Annotated in this window: 17 protein-coding genes; 6 read left to right on the top strand and 11 right to left on the bottom strand. The window is 59.6% G+C overall.

Going from position 1 to position 18,259, the window contains the following annotated elements; all coding sequences use genetic code 11:
* Positions 1-130: 130 nt before the first annotated feature.
* Entirely contained in the window at positions 131-841 is a 711-nt protein-coding gene (locus ABIZ35_RS14930) for a metallophosphoesterase (RefSeq protein ID WP_348220717.1), read from the bottom strand.
* Between the two features lie 163 nt (positions 842-1,004).
* Complete coding sequence (locus ABIZ35_RS14925; protein WP_348220716.1) at positions 1,005-1,964, bottom strand: ketose-bisphosphate aldolase; 960 nt, start codon at positions 1,962-1,964, stop codon at positions 1,005-1,007.
* A gap of 160 nt (positions 1,965-2,124) precedes the next feature.
* On the opposite strand from ABIZ35_RS14925, the gene ABIZ35_RS14920 reads away from it, so the two are divergent.
* The 3 genes from ABIZ35_RS14920 (at position 2,125) to ABIZ35_RS14910 (ending at position 4,711) form a co-directional block, all read left to right on the top strand.
* Complete coding sequence (locus ABIZ35_RS14920) at positions 2,125-2,742, top strand: DNA-3-methyladenine glycosylase (protein ID WP_348220715.1); 618 nt, start codon at positions 2,125-2,127, stop codon at positions 2,740-2,742.
* Positions 2,743-2,750: 8 nt separating this feature from the next.
* A complete protein-coding gene (locus ABIZ35_RS14915; RefSeq protein WP_348220714.1) occupies positions 2,751-3,509 on the top strand; it encodes a DUF92 domain-containing protein in 759 nt (252 codons plus the stop codon).
* Between the two features lie 302 nt (positions 3,510-3,811).
* A complete protein-coding gene (locus ABIZ35_RS14910; RefSeq protein WP_348220713.1) occupies positions 3,812-4,711 on the top strand; it encodes a DUF1559 domain-containing protein in 900 nt (299 codons plus the stop codon).
* Positions 4,712-4,818: 107 nt separating this feature from the next.
* Here the strand turns inward: ABIZ35_RS14910 and ABIZ35_RS14905 are convergent, their stop codons facing one another.
* The 6 genes from ABIZ35_RS14905 to ABIZ35_RS14880 all read right to left on the bottom strand — a co-directional run bounded on the left by ABIZ35_RS14905 (position 4,819) and on the right by ABIZ35_RS14880 (position 10,778).
* Positions 4,819-6,060 carry an esterase-like activity of phytase family protein gene (locus ABIZ35_RS14905; RefSeq protein WP_348220712.1) on the bottom strand — a complete coding sequence of 414 codons (1,242 nt, stop codon included), beginning with the start codon at positions 6,058-6,060 and terminating at the stop codon, positions 4,819-4,821.
* Between the two features lie 126 nt (positions 6,061-6,186).
* On the bottom strand, positions 6,187-7,527 hold the full coding sequence (locus ABIZ35_RS14900; RefSeq protein ID WP_348220711.1) for an esterase-like activity of phytase family protein: 1,341 nt from the start codon (positions 7,525-7,527) through the stop codon (positions 6,187-6,189).
* A 76-nt stretch (positions 7,528-7,603) separates the two neighbouring features.
* Complete coding sequence (locus ABIZ35_RS14895; protein ID WP_348220710.1) at positions 7,604-8,347, bottom strand: phytanoyl-CoA dioxygenase family protein; 744 nt, start codon at positions 8,345-8,347, stop codon at positions 7,604-7,606.
* Positions 8,348-8,984: 637 nt separating this feature from the next.
* Positions 8,985-9,197, bottom strand: coding sequence for a hypothetical protein (locus ABIZ35_RS14890; protein ID WP_348220709.1), 213 nt, complete (start codon positions 9,195-9,197; stop codon positions 8,985-8,987).
* Positions 9,198-9,315: 118 nt separating this feature from the next.
* On the bottom strand, positions 9,316-10,125 hold the full coding sequence (locus ABIZ35_RS14885; protein ID WP_348220708.1) for an Ig-like domain-containing protein: 810 nt from the start codon (positions 10,123-10,125) through the stop codon (positions 9,316-9,318).
* Between the two features lie 182 nt (positions 10,126-10,307).
* Positions 10,308-10,778 (bottom strand): hypothetical protein, encoded by a 471-nt coding sequence (locus tag ABIZ35_RS14880; RefSeq protein ID WP_348220707.1) that lies wholly within the window; start codon positions 10,776-10,778, stop codon positions 10,308-10,310.
* 127 nt (positions 10,779-10,905) lie between these two features.
* Between ABIZ35_RS14880 and ABIZ35_RS14875 the strand changes: the two genes are divergently transcribed.
* Positions 10,906-11,961 (top strand): oxidoreductase, encoded by a 1,056-nt coding sequence (locus ABIZ35_RS14875; protein ID WP_348220706.1) that lies wholly within the window; start codon positions 10,906-10,908, stop codon positions 11,959-11,961.
* A 188-nt stretch (positions 11,962-12,149) separates the two neighbouring features.
* On the opposite strand, the gene ABIZ35_RS14870 is transcribed toward ABIZ35_RS14875, so the two are convergent.
* The gene (locus tag ABIZ35_RS14870) at positions 12,150-12,527 is read right to left on the bottom strand and encodes a nuclear transport factor 2 family protein (RefSeq protein WP_348220705.1); all 378 of its coding nucleotides are present in this window, start codon (positions 12,525-12,527) and stop codon (positions 12,150-12,152) included.
* A gap of 59 nt (positions 12,528-12,586) precedes the next feature.
* Positions 12,587-13,921 carry a cytochrome P450 gene (locus ABIZ35_RS14865; protein ID WP_348220704.1) on the bottom strand — a complete coding sequence of 445 codons (1,335 nt, stop codon included), beginning with the start codon at positions 13,919-13,921 and terminating at the stop codon, positions 12,587-12,589.
* 172 nt (positions 13,922-14,093) lie between these two features.
* On the opposite strand from ABIZ35_RS14865, the gene ABIZ35_RS14860 reads away from it, so the two are divergent.
* Positions 14,094-14,831 (top strand): nuclear transport factor 2 family protein, encoded by a 738-nt coding sequence (locus ABIZ35_RS14860; protein WP_348220703.1) that lies wholly within the window; start codon positions 14,094-14,096, stop codon positions 14,829-14,831.
* A 4-nt stretch (positions 14,832-14,835) separates the two neighbouring features.
* On the opposite strand, the gene ABIZ35_RS14855 is transcribed toward ABIZ35_RS14860, so the two are convergent.
* Complete coding sequence (locus ABIZ35_RS14855; RefSeq protein WP_348220702.1) at positions 14,836-17,889, bottom strand: hypothetical protein; 3,054 nt, start codon at positions 17,887-17,889, stop codon at positions 14,836-14,838.
* A gap of 99 nt (positions 17,890-17,988) precedes the next feature.
* Here ABIZ35_RS14855 and ABIZ35_RS14850 point away from each other — a divergent pair, with 99 nt between their 5' ends.
* Positions 17,989-18,156, top strand: coding sequence for a hypothetical protein (locus ABIZ35_RS14850; RefSeq protein ID WP_348220701.1), 168 nt, complete (start codon positions 17,989-17,991; stop codon positions 18,154-18,156).
* Positions 18,157-18,259: the final 103 nt, after the last annotated feature.

The following is an 18,259-nucleotide window of genomic DNA, read 5'->3' as shown; positions in this document are numbered from 1 at the left end:
ACTCCTCACGGCCACGTGACGAGTGAATGGATGATAATTATCAGCACCCCTTTTACCCTGCGAAGCAGCTTGTTGGGAAAAAGGGCGGGTGCCCTATGGGCGGACGCTTTAGCGCCGGGGGAATAGGGACTCACCCCCGCATCGCCACAAACCAGCCTGGCTTAAACGACGCCGGCCGCGCGGAGTAGGTCTTCTCGCTCGGCAGTGCAATCGCGCTCAAAAATCCACCCATGCCGCATCCGGTATCGATCCCGATATAGCCCTTGGAGTTGGCGTGCGTTATCTTGGGCATCGGCGTGTGGCCACGGATGACAGTCTGTGTCCAGACGCGCTTTTCGACGCCCGTCACGCGCTCCCAGCGCCAGCGGGCGGGGACCTGGCGCGCCAAGGGCTGGGCAAGATCCCAGCCGGCGTGGGTGAAGATGTAGTCGTCGGTGATATAGAACGGCAGCGTCCACGCTTCCGCCTGGAAGTAGAAACGGGCGTGGGAGTCGGGGATGGATTGCGGATCGCCGGGGCGGATCGGATATCCGGCGGCTTCGTAGGAATCCAGAGTTGATTGTCCGCCCATGCCAATCATCACGGACATGTCTCCAGACTCGAGAAACATCATCATCGCTTCTTCGTGGTTGCCTTGGAGACAGACCTTGCGACAGCGGTCAAATTGGATGACTTGCTCGACGCAATCGAAGGGGTTGCGGCCCTGTCGGTTGATCAGGTCGCCGAGGAAGATCACGAGGTCGGTGGGTTCGAGAGGGAGCTTGGCGAGGAGTGTGCGCAGCGCGTCGGATTCGCCGTGGACATCGCCGATGGCGTAGATCATGGGGTCGGAGGCCCTCATCCCCCAGCCCCTTCTCCCAATTCTGGGAGAGGGGGAGTCAGAGTTTTTGAGTTTAGGATCTTAAAACCAAAATCCTAATCTAAAATCTCTGTCCTAATCGGGCTCCCCCTCTCCCAGAATTGGGAGAGGGGGCTGGGGGGGTGAGGGCCGCACGGGGCCGTTCTTACTTCTTGCTCAGAGCCAGTTCGCGGACGCTGTCCAGCTGGCCGGCGGAGCCGAGGGCTTCGGAGCGGCTGACGATGAACTTGGCGTACTCGGGGATGAAGATCTTGCCCGAACTGCGCAGGTCGAAGTCTTCGGGCTTGGCCAGGAAGAACTCGCGCAGAACGCGGGTCCAGACCAGGCGGCCGTCGGTGTCGATGTTGACCTTGCAGACACCCAGCTTCGCGGCGGGCAGGTACTGCGCAATGTCGACGCCCTTGGCGCCGGCCTTCAGCTTGCCGCCGGCGGCGTTGATGCGAGCGACTTCGTCTTCCGGAACCGAGCTGGAGCCGTGCATGACGAGCGGGACGCCGGGAAGCTGCTTCTGGATCGCGCCGACGACATCGAAGTGGATGCCCTGGCCGCCGCTGAACTTGTAAGCGCCGTGCGAAGTGCCGATGGCGCAGGCCAGGCTGTCGCACCCGGTCTGCTCGACGAAGATCTTGGCTTCGTCGGGATCGGTCAGGTGCGCGTTCTTCTCATCGACCTGGATGTCTTCCTCGACGCCGCCCAGCTGGCCCAGTTCGGCCTCGACGCTGATGCCCTTGGCGTGAGCGCGCTCGACGACGCGCTTGGTGATGGCGACATTCTCTTCGAACGCGTCGTGGGAGGCGTCGATCATGACCGAGGAGTAGAATCCGCTGTCGATACAGTCGTAGCAGGTCTGCTCATCGCCATGGTCGAGGTGGACCGCGAAGACGGCTTCCGGGAAGATCTCGTCGCAGGCGCGGATGATGCCTTCGAGCATCCGCTTGTCGGTGTACGCACGCGCGCCCTTCGAAATCTGAATGATGAACGGGGACTTGGCGTCGATGTTGCCCTTGAAAAGGCCCATCGCTTGCTCCGCGTTATTGATGTTGTAGGCGCCGACGGCGTACTTCCCATATGCGTGCTCGAACAGCAGCTTCGTGGTGACGATCATGATCCCGATATCTCCTCTGTGCGGCCAATCACTGGCCCGTGTGAAATGCAGTAATTCGCCCAGGATTATACCCCATAAGAGCCGGGAATACAGACGTTTAGCTGGTCTTGGGAGCGATGCGTACGATTCACGGTGATGAAATCCGGGTACACTTCCCATCATGTCCACCACTGCCTCGTTCCAGGCGGCGAAGCCGCTGCCGCGCGAATTTTATTTGGAGCCGACCCTCACCGTCGCCCGCCGCCTGCTGGGCCAAATCGTCGTCCGGACGCTTCCTGGCGGCGAGCGTCTGTCCGGGATCATCGTCGAAACCGAAGGATATTTGGTGGGCGATCCCGCCTGTCACGCCTATCGCGGCAAGACCCTGCGCAACGCGAGTATGTTCGGCCCTCCGGGGCATGCGTATGTATATCTCTCCTATGGGATGCATATGATGCTGAACTTGGTCTGTCAGGAGGAGGGCGTCGCCGAAGCCGTGCTTGTGCGTGCGCTGGAGCCTCTGGAGGGCGTCGAGACGATGCGTTCGCTGCGCGGTGGGATCACAAACACGATCCAGCTGACGAATGGTCCGGGCAAACTGGGGGCGGCGATTGCGCTCACACGTCAGGAAGACGACGGCGTGGATGTCACCGATCCCAAAGGTCGCTTGCAGATAATTCCCGGTCAGATCGTGTCGGACGCCGATATCGTCGACTCTCAACGCATTGGAATCACGCAGGGCGCCGACTTGCCGTGGCGCTACTATATTCGCGGCAATGCCTATGTCTCCCGAAAGTAAGGGCTCCCATGAACGCCCTTCTGATCGCGGCAGTCCCGGCCGCCGCTCTTGTGTCCGCTCTGGCCTATAAAGCGCGCGTGCTCACGGTGTCCGGAGCCATCGCAGCGACCCTGGTCGGCGCGGCCGCGTTCGGCCTCGGCGGCGGAGCAGGGTCGGGCGCTCTGATCGTTTTCTTCGTGACCTCCAGCGCGCTTAGCCGCTGGCGTCGGCGTGAGAAGGAAGCGCTTCAGTTCGAAAAGGGAGGCCGGCGCGATGCCGGACAAGTGCTGGCGAACGGCGGCGTCGCCGCCGCCGCGCTCCTCTTGGGCTCGTGCGTCCCTGCCTGGTCTCACATGTGCTGGCTCTCCTTCCTCGCGGCCCTCGCCGCCGCCAACGCCGACACATGGGCGACGGAGATCGGCTCCATCGCCGGCGGAACTCCTGTCTCCCTGCGAGATTTTCGGCGCGCGGCGCCGGGGACGAGCGGCGCCGTAAGCGTGGCGGGAACGCTTGCCGCGCTTGCGGGCGCGCTGCTTTTGGGGCTGTTTGCTCCGCCCCGTGATATCCTCCTCGTCACGTTGGCTGGGTTCGCCGGCTGCTTCATCGACACCTTGCTCGGCGCAACAGTTCAGGCGCAGTGGCGCGATCCGGCAAATCCCGAGCGATGGACCGAGCGACGTCCAGACGCCGCGCGTCCAGAGCGTGGGCTGCTCGCCGTCAACAACGACTTCGTCAATTTCCTCTGCACGCTTGCGGCTGCGGCTATCGCCGTTTTGTTTGGCTGTTGATGCTCAATCTCTCTCCGTCCTGTGACAAAAGCAGATCCTTTGGAGGCGGAGTGACTACCGCAAACTGGAGATATGGCGCAATCTTACCTTTTGGAGCATTATTCATTGCGCTCGCTTAAATTTCGTTCTAATAGTTACCAAAACAATCCGTACAAAAATTTATAAAATCGTACAAAAACTTAATTTTGTCTTAATATTGGACGAGTATATGAATGCTATAATGATCCGTGCCCGCAAGTTCGAAGAATGATAATTTTCCATTCTGGGCGCTCATTGTTTGAAATAAAAAAAGGAACAGATTCATGACGATCCACAAATCCCGCCGGACAATCGGCTTCACTCTCATTGAATTGCTCGTCGTGATCGCAATTATCGCGATTCTCGCCGCCATCCTCTTCCCTGTCTTCGCCAAAGCTCGTGAGAAGGCTCGGCAAACCGCATGTTCCAGCAACCTGCGCCAAATCGGCCTGGCGATGATGCAGTACGTTCAGGACAACGACGAGCGGTTCCCAACGTCGTGGGCCAAAGGCTGGGTCGGCGACGCCAACTTCTTTGTGCAGCCCTATATGAAGAATACCGAAGTCCTGATTTGCCCTTCGCGCAAAATCTCCGTTCAGTCGGCCGACGCCGTCTGCGGACCGGCCGCTGGAGACTCCTACGGATCCTATCAGCTTCTGCCCGGACAGCGTGACAACCCGGTCGGCGCTCCGTACATGTGGGGCTACGGGTTCAACATGGGCATCCAGTGGACCGATGGAACCGGTCTGTTCGACAACGGCTCCACCACCGCGCCCAACGGCGGCGCCCTGGTTCCCGTGAGCATCGGCGGCGTGACGATCCAGGCGGAAGTACGCAGCAACCCCAAGGTCGGCAAGACGCTCGCTTCCGTCGCGGCCCCCTCCACCCTGTTCATGGAAGCGGACACGAACGAGCCGCCGCTGAGCAGCATGACGCTTGAAGCCATGCGGCCGACAAACCTGGACCCCGCCAGCAAGTGCGAAACCCTGCTGCGCTCCGGCGCGCCGCATCACACCGGCGGCAACAACTTCCTCTACGCGGACTGCCACGTGAAGTATCAGAAATATACCGGTCAGGCCACGAACTACAGCGGCCAGCCCGGCTCCGTGGCGAACCTGTGCCAGTACTTCGCCGATTACGACGGCGGTAATAACCCGGGTAACTGCCAGACCAACGGTTTCTAAGCCGCCTAGTCTGACAAATCGAAGCCGCCGTTTAGAGAAAGATAGTTTTCTCTGAACGGCGGCTTTTTGGGATTCTCCTGGTTATTTGCTGGGACTGGTCGCTCGCGCTATCCCTTGGTCGCGAACGCCTTATCGATCTTCTGGGGAGTGATCTTCAGGTCGCTATCGTCAAACGTAAATACATAGAACCAGCTTGGCTGCGTACTGATCAGATCGTTGTCGCTGGTGACGATCAATTGATGTTTCCCCGTTGCGGCGTCGGGGCCGAATGCGATCCCCTCAATCTTTTCCGGGAAATCGGGCGTCGCCAGTCCGAACTTTGGGGACAAAAGGTCGATGAAGAGTGATTTGCGGACAGGTTTCACGCCGTCCGGGGCGCCCCTGGCTGGCAGGGAGGCAATGCTGCTGATGTCCGTGGCGCCGGCGATGTCGATCAGGAAGATCTTCTTGAATCCGGCGTCCGCAGCGCCTTTGCCGTCGCGTTCGATCGCCAGGAACTGATGGTCGTTCACCGCGAGGATCTCATTGACGCCGTTTTTCTTGTCGTCCATGGGATAGAGAAATTCGCGCGTTTTGTTTGTCTTGAGATCGCAGCAGAGAATTCGGTTATTAACGCCGTCCTTCTTGAAGTCGCTGGAGAGCGCGTGGTCCTGAAGCAGAGGGCTTTGCAGGATTCCGTAAAGCTTGTTTCCGTCCGGGGTGATCGCGAGCCCTTCCATGCCCCGGTTCGCGACGCGCCCCGTTGTATTGCCCTGAGATTCTTTATCTCCATCGGCGTCGGGATGAGCGATGGCGAACTTGGCGGGAATTTGCAGTGTTCGGATGCGCTTGCCGCTGGGGGCAAATTCATAGATCGAGGGGCCGTATTCATCGGAGATGAAGAGGTTTCCGTCGCGGCTGACGCGGACGCCTTCGGGGTCGAGACGTGGAGCAGCGGTCCCAATGTCTCCCGAGAAACCTGTGAACGGGCGCCCTTGCTCATCGCGCAGCAGTACAGTCTTCAGAAGCGTGGGGGTGACGGTCTTCGTTGCGGCGTTCGTCAGGATCTCGAATATCTGAATACGATCGTCATAATGCGCTTCGCCGTTGGAAAAGCCCCGATCATTGACCGCAATGTACTGATTTCCGGAGCCTGTATAGGCGATCCCCGAGCCGAACGCGCCGAGCTGCGCCTTGATGTCGGCGCCATTCGGGGTGTACGGTCCCGTCAGGCCGGAGAGGTCGGTCGCCGTTCCGGGGATCGACGCCGATCCGAGCAGAACGACCTCCGCATGAACGGGCTGCGCGAACGCTGACAGCAAGGCAAGCGCGGCGGCGCCGAGTAAGGCAGGGCGGGGTAGGGAATTCATTCGGGACTCCTGTGGAAAATCGACGGGAGTTTACCTGGAGGACATTAAGAAAATGTTAAGGGGTAGCAAAGAAGCCGCCTTCTCCTGCACGAGGAGAAGGCGGCTTCTTTGCCGACGAAAGCGAGATTAAGCGCTGCGCTTGCGGCGCAGACCAAGCAGACCTAATCCGAATGCGCCCATGACGAGGGCGGCAATGCCGCCGGGCTCCGGGACGGCGAAGTTCACGTCGACCTGCTGCGCCTGGTAGTTGAGATCGGTGTTGTCGAATGTGAAGTCGTAGAAGTTGCTCGCCTGGCTTGGGATCAGATCGTTGTCGTTGGTGACAAACAGCTGATGCTTGCCGTTGGCGAGGTCGGGGCCAAAGGACAGCCCTTCGATCTTTTCCGGAAAGCTCGATCCGGCGAGACCGTACGAAGGCTTGAGCAGGTCGATGAACACCGACTTGGTGACAGGGACAATGCCCGTGCCGGCCAGACTTTTCTTGGGCAGGCTGGCGACATTGCTGACGTCGGTGGCGCCGGTGATATCGATTTTGTAGATCTTTTTAAAGCCCGCGCTGGCGCCAGCTTTCCCATCGCGCTCGATGACAAGAAACTCATGATCGTTCACGGCGACGATCTCGTTCACGCCGTAGTCTTTGTCGTCTAGCTGGTAAACAAATTCTTTGTAGGTGTCCGTGTCGATGTCGTACACAAAGATACGGTTATTGGAGCCGGAGCGCTTCAGAGAGCCGTCCAGCGCGTTATCCTGGATCAGCGCGTTCTGCATGATCCCATAAATCTTCTTGCCGTTCGGGGAGATCGCGAGACCTTCCATGCCGCGGTTTGCCTGGCGTCCGCTGTTGTTGCCGGAAAGCTCCAGCGCGCCGTCGGCGTTCGGGTTAGCGATACCGAACGCGGCGGGCAGGGTGATCGTTTTGATCCGCTTGCCCGTGCTGTCGAACTCATAGATGCTCGGGCCGTATTCGTCAGAGACGAAAATGTTACCGTCGCGGGTGACGCGCACGGCTTCCGGGTCGAAGCGCAATGAGTTTGCGCCGTTAGTGGGATCAATGGCGCCGGAGAAGCCCGTGAACTGACGCCCCGTCTCATCGTGCAGAAGAATGGTGTTGACCAGCGTCGGCGTGACCGTTCCCGTGTTCGCGTTCACTTTGATATCGATCAGCTGTAAGCGATCTTCGTACTGCACGGTCCCGTCGGCGAAACCTCGGTCGTTGACAGCGACGTAACGGTTGCCAAATCCCGTGTAGGCCAGTCCCGACCCAAACGCGCCAAGCTGCGCCTTATAATCGGTTCCGCCGGGAGTGTAAGTTCCGGTCAGGCCGGATTTATCGGTGGCGGATCCGGAAATAGAGCCTGTTCCCAGGAAAGTGATCGCGGCCTGCGACGGCTGCGCCAGTGCGAGGAACGCCGAAAGCGCGACAAAGCCAATCGACGTGCGAACGAATGAGGGATCGATATTGCGCATTGGAAAACTCCTTCAATAATAATCTCAAGCGCAAGTATATCGATGTCGTATTAAGAGATCATTAAGAAAATCTAATTTACTCTGATCTTTCTGGATTTGTGCTTTCTTCGAACCACTCCAGTCCGCCCGGCAGCGAGGCGGCGGCGTATTCAATATGGATGACGCGCCGATGGCCGGGCGTTACGGCGTCGGACGAAGCGTGCAGAAGCAGCGGCCGCATCAGCAGCGCGCCGCCGCGCGGGACTGTGCAGATGACCTCCGCCACGCGCTCCCTCCATTCCGGAACCTCGGCGGCGCTGAGCCGGCCGGCAAGATGCGAGCCAGGCAGCACGCGCAGTGGCCCGTTTTCCAAAGTACAGTCGTCGAGATGCAGTCTCACGGTGACCATATTTTCCAGGATCGACGCGGGCGGCTGCACGTGTGTGACCCCCGACTTGACGGACCATGGCCCAAAGCCCGGTGTTTCCCGCCGCTCGCGAACGGCGATGGACAGATCCTGATGCCAGATGACGCGCCAATTGGCGTCCGGCGTCTTGTCGAAGAGGATCCCGCGCACGGGGAAGCAGTCCGGCCCGAGAATCGCCATTGCGAGATCGCGGACCGGGGCAGACTGCGCCAGAGCGCGCACGCCGGGCGCTTCGTCTAGCAGATTACGGATCGCATACACTTCCGAGCCCTTACGCTGGCCCGCCACGTGTCCTGCATTGGCGATTTCTTGGATGAGAGTTTCAGTGGCGGCATCGTCCAGAACGTTGGTAACTATCGCATACCCGTTCGTGGCGACTGCGGAGCAGAGAGCGTCATAGGAGTTGGGTTTCATTATGAACTGCATCCTGCGCCTTCGACTCCATCCCATTCCACGGCAAATTCGCTGGTATACGTAGAGATATTTCTACAGGATATTGAATTGATTGAGGAGAACACTGCTATGATCCTTTACTATCGTTTCAGTAACTCGTCTCACCCAGTTCAGCGGAAAAGCGTGGTAAAAATTGTCGCATTGGAAAACGCCGTGGTCTTTCCGACAGGTCAAAGAATGGGGATTGGCGTTTCTTGGGCGTCGAGGCGCGGGATGCTTGGGTCTGCTAGTCGGATGTATCACCGGCGCGATGTATGGATTTGTTAAAGGCATAATGACGCCAATCCAATGGGCCGTCTCTGGATCGAGTATCTGGGGAGCCGCATCGGATGCGCTTCAGAAGCAGTTAGATTATGTCAGCGACATTTTTGACTGGTGTCTGACAGTGATCGGCAGCATTCTGACCTATGCCATATACTGGTCAATATTCGTCGGTTTCTGGGCGTTCGTAGTGAGCGGATTAGTGCGTTTTGCGGTCTGGATTAAAAAGAACTTGAAGTTAAGGTGAAATCCACAGCCGATTTCGCGGACTGACCATGCATGAAAGAGTCAAACACCGCATGTGGCCTCGGTCCCCGCAGGCGATCGACAGGAGAGGTTAGGGCTTCCGCGTCTGAGTAGCGTCCGTCTTGGTCTTACTGGCGTTTCGCTTGCCCAGCACCCCAATCATGATCGCTAAGCCGATACTCAGAGCTGCATTGGACCAATTACGGGTCAGAAGCGATATCACGCCAGCGACGAGATTCAGGACCCATGCCGTCGTATATATCCACTGCGGGACATTGTATCCCGGTTTCTTTGGCGTTTCCATATCGCTCCTTCAGACCCGGCCCGAATTGGCGTCCTGGCCCATGATCATATTCTACCCGAACAAAAGGCTCCGGGCATTTCTGCCGGAGCCTGTTCGTTAGCCTGGTTCAATCCGTTCGTTATTTCGCGGCGGGAACCGCGAGGCCGCCGGCGAACTCGAACGGGATTTTCTTATCGCCGTTGGTGTAGACGCCATTGACGATTAGGAAGATATTGCCGCTGGTCGGCAGGACATTATTGAGTGTGAATGTGAATGGGACAACCGCGCCTGCATCGAGTTTTTCGCTGTAGCTCGGAAGCTTCGGTGTCACGAGCGTCGTTTTTCGGCCACTGGGGTCATCGTAGGCGGTAATCGACGTCACGGCGAGGGCCCGGACCTGCGTGGATCCGTCGTTCGTCAGCGGCAGAACCACCTGCAGCGTTCCGGTACTCGACAAAGTGAGAGCTGGAACTCCTGCGGAGATATGCCCCACGCCGACGGCGGCCTTGACCACGGCGTTTACCGTCAGCAGAGAAACGGGTTTGCCAGCGTCATTGTATACCAGAGCCTTCAATTTGTACGAACCGGCTGGGACATTATTCAAGACAAAGGTGTACGGCGCGGCCGCCGCGGAGCCGACGAGATGATCGCCAGAATAGAATTCGACCTTGCCGATCTTGAGCGTGCTCGACTTCTTCTGTGTCGCCGTGATTGTAATCGCTGCTGGCGCAGTGAATTTCTGTTCGGGCTGCGGACTTGCCAGATCGCAAGGCCGCTCACCCTCGGTCGGAGTATTGTAGGCGTAGAGTGCGCCGCCGACGTTGGGCTGCGCGTGGACGCTCGTCGCGGCGCCGCAGGTTATCGCAAAGCACAGCGCCGCAGCTTTGGGAGCGAGGCGCCGCGCGGAAAAAGCAGAGTGTGTTTGAGCCGAGGTGTTCTGGTTACGCATGTGAAATCCTTTGAAACCCTTCGTGAGGCATCCAGCCGATACTGACCGGGAAGCAGGCGAGCATGACGCTCGACAAGATCCGCTGACAGTTCCAGCGCCGGCCTAACTTATTCTCGGATTTGCCATGGCGGAGAGTTACTCCTGAAATTACCAGAATCCCCCGGCATCTCACCTCACGACCTTCAAAGCGCGATGGGCTTGTGCATCAGTATCTTGTCCAGCGCCTCTTCCGGAGTATTGTCGCCGGACAAAACGATATTAGAAATGTCGGGGTGCGTGAGATTGCGTCGAAGTATGCTCATCCAGTGCACGTATAGCCACCAGTTGTTTCGGTAATTCGCCTCACCATCAAGGTTGATGCTGGCGGCGCGGCGTATGATCTCCAAGTATTCTTCACGGGAAATATCGGTTACCCAGGGCCCACCAGGCATCAGGACTCCTCGGACGAACTCCTCCGTGTCTCCTTCCCACGCGATGTTATGGAAATCGATATCCGTATATTCGCTGTCCGTAAGTGTATTGAACATCTCGATAAGCTTGTCAGGGTTTCTTCCGGAATCCATATGACTGATTATGTCGTCGGCGAGGATGGTCATTCGCCGCACCTTATCTTCGTCAAGTACCGGAGGCGTAAAAATTGCGCGAAGCTCCATGATCGTTGTTCCTTTATTACGATTTTGCGGCCCGACAAAGGATCGGAGGCGGGCCGCGTCGTATTCATCTCTGTTGTTGTTATACCTGGGAATATGTGCTTGGACGGTGGGATGAGGAGACCGACTTATGACGGAGAAAATCCGTGTGGGGATGGTGGGTTTTGGGCTGGCGGGGCGGGTGTTTCACGCCCCGGTGATTGCGTCCGTGCCGGCGCTGCAGCTGGCGACAGTGGTGGAGCGGCACGGGGAAGAGTCGCGCCGAATTTACCCGGATGTGGAGGTGGTGCGCGATGTGGAGCATTTACTGGAGGACGACGATATCGACCTCGTCGTCGTGACCACGCCCAATGTCTCGCACTTCGAAATCGCCCGTAGCGCCCTGCTCGCGGATAAGCATGTGGTGGTGGAGAAGCCGTTCACGATCACTTCGGAAGAGGCGCGTGAATTGACGGTGCTGTCGCACCGGCAGGGGCGCGTGCTCAGCGTTCATCAAAACCGCCGCTGGGACGGAGATTTCTTGACCGTTCGCCGGATCCTGGGCGCCGGGATGCTCGGACGGATTGTCGAGTACGAATCCCATTTCGATCGGTTCCGCAATCAGCCCCGCGCCGGCGCCTGGCGGGAAGAGGCTCAGCCCGGCTCCGGACTGCTCTACGACCTTGGTCCGCATTTGATCGATCAGGCCCTGGTGCTGTTCGGTCCGCCGCAGCTTGTCTCCGCCGACATCCGAACACAGCGGGATGGAGGGAAGGCCGATGATTACTTCGATCTGACCCTGCATTACGAAGATCATACGGCGCGTCTCAAAGCGGGGATGCTCGTGCGCGAACCCACCGCGCACTTCACGATCCACGGCTCCGAGGGCTCGTTCGTCAAGTACGGTCTGGACCCGCAGGAGGATGCGCTCAAGCGCGGACTGGTCCCGAGCGAAACGCCAGGGTGGGGCGAGGAGCCGGAGGAGCGGTGGGGCGTGCTAAACGCCCAGGTCAATGGCCTGCACGTTCGCGGTAAGGTCGAGACGCTTCCCGGCAGCTACCCCGGCTACTACCAGAACGTCGCCGACGCCATTCAGGGGCGCGCGCCGCTGGAAGTGACCCCCGAAGCCGCGAGCGCGACCATGCGCGTGATGGAGCTGGCGATCGAAAGCAGCCGCGAAAAGATGGCGCTGGCGTTTGAGGAGTGAAGCTGCCCTCACCCTCGGCCCCTTCTGGAGAGCAGAAGGATGGCCCCTCCGCCCCAATTCTGGGGGACCGGAAAATGCCACTCTCCGAAATCGGGTCCCCCAGAATTGGGGCGGAGGGGCCAAACACCCACACGAATTGTTGGGGCGGAGGGGCCATCCTAATCCCGAGGGGATGGGGGTGTCGACTTCTACGCCGCCGGCGATTTGTGCAGGTGGGCCATTTTCCACACACCCTCTTGCTTTACGAACACGCGCGTCTCGTTGATGCGCGAGAACTCCGCCGGGCCCGTTTCCGAGAGCGTCGTCTTTAAGAGCGTGTAGCAGACGATGGCCGTCTCGCCGTGGACCTGCACGCGGGGCGTCAGCATGTCCAGGCGCGAGGGACTGCCGTTGCCGCCGCCTCGGATCAGATCGAGGTGGAAGTCCAGGCCGTCCACGCGGTACGGGGCGATGTACCATTCAAACGCCGACATATCCTCTGTGCTGTGAACACGATGCACTTCCGGGTCCGATGTATACATCGCGTGCAGCATCTTCTGGGTGATCGCCAGCACTTCCGCCTCCACGGCCTTATCTTCCGATGGTCATGTCATTCCTCCGATTTGGTGATTCGCATTTTCGAATTCTAACGCATTTGGGCCGTCATCCGTATTCCATGCCTGGGGCGAAGCGTGATGATCGGCATTGTGGCGATGGGGTGACCGGGGACGAGGTGAAAGCGCCACTTCTGGGCGAGGGTGGCGAGCGTGAGGATCAGCTCCATCCAGGCGAACTGCTCGCCGATGCACACGCGCGGGCCGCCGCCGAATGGGTAGTAGGCGAATTTGGGGAGCGTTGATTCGAACTCAGGCGTCCAGCGGCTGGGATCGAAGCGTTCGGGATCGTCGTAAAATCGCGCGTCGTGGTGGGTGACGGATTGGGAGACCAGAACCACGGTTTCCTTGGGAATGGCGTATCCACCGATCATGCAGGGCGTAATGGCGCGCCGGCCGATGACCCACGCGGGCGGGTAGAGACGCATGGATTCGGCGATGACTTTGCGTGTGTACGGCAGGTTTGGGAGATCGTCGACGCCCGGGACACGGTCGTTCAAGGCCGCGGCCAGTTCGGCGTGCAGCGTGGTTTCGATTTCGGGATGCTGGCTCAGCAGATACCAGGTCCAGGCGAGGGCGTTCGCCGTCGTTTCATGGCCGGCGAGGAAGATGGTCATCGCTTCGTCGCGGATCTGTTCATCGGTCATCCGCGCGCCGTCTTCCTCCTCATCGCGGACGGCGAGCAGCATTGAGAGCAAGTCGCCCCGGTCGTCGTTCGTGCGCCGATGCTCGGCGATCATGCGGTAAATGACAGCGTCCAAACGGGCGCGGGCGGCGTTGAACCGGCGCACTGGGGGCAGCGGCAGGCGGGCCAGGACGTCGGCGAAGGGAAGCATCAGGAGATGGAACATCTGGATCGCTTCATCCAGAGCGCCGCTGATCTCGGCGGCTTCGTTTTCGACATCCGCGCCGAACAGCGTCTTGCCGACGATCCCCAGCGTTAGTCGCATCATCTCCGTCGCGACATCGACTGTTTCCCCATCTTGCCACCACTCGGCGGCGCGCTCCGCTTCCGACGCCATCACGCGTCCATACTCCGCGATGCGCTGCCGGTGAAACGCCGGCTGCATCATCCGGCGCTGGCGTAGATGGCGTCCATCCTCGCTGGTCAGCAAGCCCTCTCCCAAAAGTCGCTTCGCCCGCTGTAAGCCCCTCCCCTTATGAAACTGTTTGGCGTTCGTCACCAAAATATCGCGGATTAAATCTGGGTGATTGACCATCGCCATGGGCTGCGGGCCGATCTGGAACGAGACGACATCGCCGTAATCGCGCGCCAGCATCCTGAGGAAATCGATGGGATCTTTTCGGAAGCGGCGGGCGCTGCCGAGCAGGAGGGTGGACTTGGGGCCGGGCGGAAGCGTGGTCATTGGAGATTCCTGGCGCTGAGAATGTGACGTATGCATATTATGCACGAAGTCGGCGTGCGTTATTCGCCCTGAAGTTTAATTTTCGCCTCCAATGCGCACAATAAGAAAGTAAGAAGCGGCGGATCTTCATCGCCACAGTAAGATTCACAACGAGAGAAAGACGCAGGATTCTATGACGACGGATCAGATTACCAAGCAATTCCTTGATGCGCTCTTTCGACTCGAGTCGCGCCGGGATATCGAGACGATCTCCGCGCTCTTTGCAGAGCAGAGTGAGATCGGCAATATCCTCGCCGCCGAAAAGTATGTCGGCCCCGCCGGAGCGCACGAGTTCTGGACCCTCTACCGTGGAGTATTCAGCGACGTTCACTCCAACTTCCGCAATGTGATCGCCTGCGAAAACCGCGCGGCGCTGGAATGGACCACCGCCGGCCGAACTCCAGAAGGGGCTCCTGTTACCTACAGCGGCGTGAGTATTCTGGAGACCAACGACCAGCAGATCACACGCTTCCAGGCGTATTTCGATCCCAGCAGTTTAGGCCGGCAAATTGAAGCCGGTTCTGCTCAAGACACAAGAAAGGCGACAGCCATGCCCGATATCGATCCCACACAGCCGGTTGAACCGGTCATCACCGAAGACCCCACGAGCGACGGAGTGGTCGGCGGCGTTTACACGCCCCACGACACCACCCCGTTCGACGGCGCGACGATCCCCGGCGAGCACGAACCCGTGGACGCCGACACCACGACCAACACCTACGAACCCGTCGCCTCCAGTTACGGCAACCAGAGCAATGTCACGCCGCGGCCGGATGTGTACGACGATGTGGTTCCGGGCAATTTAGACGAAAGTACGGAGAAGGAAAGCGACTTCGAATACGACACAGAAGAGGTCAAGGCGTTGGTGTAAGGGCCTATTTCCCCGCTCCAAACTCTACCTCATTCGCCCAGTGCGTCATCCAGTCGTTGTGGAACGCCAAAAAGTTGATCTTGGACACGCTGCGCCCCGTCGCCAATTCGTACGACGGGGCGCCGTTGTCATTGACGCGGAACGTGAATTTGATGGTTTGATGGGCGTCGACCCGCTTGCGGACCAATGGGATCTCGGACCAGGGGAGGGCGAGTTCGACGATGCGCGTGTTGCCCTCGCGTGTCATGGAGAGCTTGGCGGCGTCGACAGGGCCGCCGTCGATCCTGGATTTTGGCTGCCTTGGGTAGAAGTGCTTGCGCGGGACGCCGGGAGCGAACAGGCGCCAGACCTCAGTCCCGCCTCCGTAGGCGGGCGCTACGGCGTTGAGGGCGTACTCATAATCCGTGTCCCAGTAGGCGATGAAGCCCGGCATGGTCCCCCTCGGGCTCACCGCCCACGACTTCTTATTCTCATCGATCACATTGAACGCGATCTGTACGTTGTCCGTGCCGCTGCCCGACGGCAGTGCGGGGTTCTTACGATAAGAGAACCGGCGCACGCCGGCGGGCCATGTCAGCGGCGTTGTCTTGGCCTTGTCGGCGTAAGAGACGGCGGGGTAGAAATATTCGTCGTCATTGCGCTGGGCGAATCGAATGTTGCCGTCGTAGGGCGTGGTGTCGGCGATCTTCGCGGCGAAATAGAAGTATCGGTCGTCATAGGCGAGGTAGCCGGCCGTCTGGCCGCTCGCGGCGGTTTCATCGAACTTTTGAAATGGCAGCCAGGCTTTTTCCGTGAGGCTCGCGGCGATCCCGCCGCCGGTCAGGATTTGCGGTGGGACGCCCGTCCAATCGTCCAGCTTGCCGTCGATCTGGACCGTACGGCGCGGCAGATAATTCACATGCAGTGTCTCATCGTGTGTCGCGGAGCCATCTGGGCCAGCATTGAACGTGGTCGTCATGGGATATGCGTTGCTTGGGCTCTCCGTTCCGGAAATATCCAGTAAGACTTCACGTGTTTCATTCGCCGCCAGCCGAAGCGAGGGCGGCGCGGCGACCGTAAGATCTCCGAGCTTGACTTGCAGAGAGCCGGCGATAGTCCGATTTAAGATATTGGTGATCTTGAGACGCAGCTTTGGATGCGTGGCGATCGGCGCGGTGAGATCGTGCGCGATGATCTCGACCGGCTCATATCCTAAAATGCGCGCAGACTTCAGCGCCGCCGTCAGGCGCGTGAACGAGCCGGGCGTCCCGTCCGTCCTCAGGAAGTAGCCGAGGGCGTTGAGCGGTACGGTGAACGAGCCGGGCTGGTGGGGAGCGGGGTTGCCGCAGAAGTCAAATAGCTGGAACTCGCCGCGCGGATCGGCGATGGCCATGGTCCCGTTGAGCAAGGGAGGAGGCTCGGGAGCGGCGGGATGAAGCGCGGAGACATCCTCCTGTCCATGCACGGTGCGAAACAGCAGCTGGTTTCGATCATAAAGCCCGCCGAGGTCGCCGCCGACGACGATTGTCCCATCCTCGGGATTGGGATGATTGTCTTTGGGCAGACCGTCGAACACAAACACCCACGGCAAACCGTTGGGAAAGAGAATTTTATCAAACGGGCGCTGTCCTAAAAATGTCTGCACGGCGGCCACGGCCGCCGCCGGCGGCCACGCCTGCACGATGTGAAGCGGGGCGCCCGCACTGTCCTTCAAGTTGGCGTTCTCGAAGACGTTGCCGCGCCAGATCCCGTTGGTTCGCTGCTGTCCCTGGGCGCGCATCGACGCCGCCAGCAGCGCCAGGCGATCCTCGGAGTTCGCCATCCAGCTTTCCGTATCCCACACCTGCACTGGCCCGTAGGGCGACTTGCGGTCCCGCCATGCGGGGATCAAGGCCGGAACGCCGGCGAGCGGCTGGTAGTGAATGCTGACAAAGTCGAGATGGGGAAGAAACGTATCTTTACCGTCGGCGAAGAACTTATCGAGGGCGTTGCTGGACGAGCATGCGCCGCCGACCCGGACCCGGGCGCCTGTTTTTCGCGCATCTTCGACACCCGCCGCCATGCGGGTGTACATCTCCCGGTAACGGATGCTGTCCGCGCCCCAGCCGGAGATCGAGATCCCCTCCCACGGCTCGTTCCAAAGCTCCAATGCATTCACGGGACCCTTGGGAAATCCAAACTCGCTCGCGACTTTCGTGCACCACAGTTGAAAGTCGGGGTCGCTGGAGGGCAGCCAGGCGTAATCGCCCTTGGTTCCGTACATCACATCATCGGCGTCGAGAAACAATCGCAGATGATCCAGCGGGATCGGCGTCAGACCCGGCGCCGCGCCCACGGTCAGCATCACGGTGATATTGTTGTCCTGCATCAGCTGCAGCCGGTCTTTGAGATCTTGATACTGCTTGGCGAAGTTGGGTGACGTGGTGGGAACGTACCCAACCTCCATGCGCGCCGCCTTCACGCCCAGGCGTTTGAACAGACCGATGCTTTGTTCGTTGATGTCGCGGGGCCAGGGGATGTCGAGCGAATTGGCCGGCGCCTCCACACGCTCCGAAGACGCGGGCAGCGACCGGACCACCGACGCCGCGAAGGCGCGTCCCGCCGCGCCCAGATCCAGCATCAGCGCGTAGCCCCCGAAAGTCTCGGGGATTGCGGGCGTCACCGTCACCTCCCGCGTTTCGCCCGCCGCCAGCTTTACATCCACGGGCGCGCCGCCGCAATCGGCGATCTTGAATAGGTTAGGCCGCCAGATATCGCCCGCTCGTCCCCGCGTGCCGTACTGGATGACGTCGAGCCGCCCCGGCGCATCGATCGCCTTGTCCGACGTGTTCGTGACCCGAAACGTAAACGACGGCTTGTCTCCCGGCCACAGCACATTGGCGACAACATCGGCTTTGACTTCCTGGACGGTAAACTGCGGCGTTGTGGAAACGCCGAATACCGCGCCGTTGTCTTTCACCAGTTGCGATCCATTTACCATCTGCGCGTGTGCGGCTTCGGTCAATGCTCCAATGCACAGAGCCGCCCATCCCAGCAGCCGGAGTCGTCGTAAAATTCCCATGATCATGAGTGCTCCCATTGCGCCGCCGCCTTGCGGCTTGTGAGTTATCGTACCATGGTAATTGTACGGGGTTCTGTGAATTTTACAGGTACACTGCGATTACGAAGGAGGAGCGTTATGACAGAGGCTTATCTGGAAGTTTTGGATCTGGGATATTTCGAGGCGCCGTTCGCGTTTGAGGGACTGGCGGACGAGAACGTTTGGAAACGGCCTGCCCCGGGGCTTCTTTCCGTCGGGGAACTGGCGGGGCACATTGCCTACTTGTCAAGTCTCATCACATTGTGAACAACTGTGACGCGTTCGGAACTGGGTAGGCTCCTGGTTAAATAGGTCGGGCCGTTTCCCGTACCATTCGACTGTCGCCTCATAGGGCGTCTTGCGGCCAAGT

The sequence above is a fragment of the Capsulimonas sp. genome (genome assembly GCF_039929585.1).
GTDB lineage: Bacteria > Armatimonadota > Armatimonadia > Armatimonadales > Capsulimonadaceae > Capsulimonas.
This window is presented reverse-complemented; position numbering and strand designations above follow the sequence as displayed.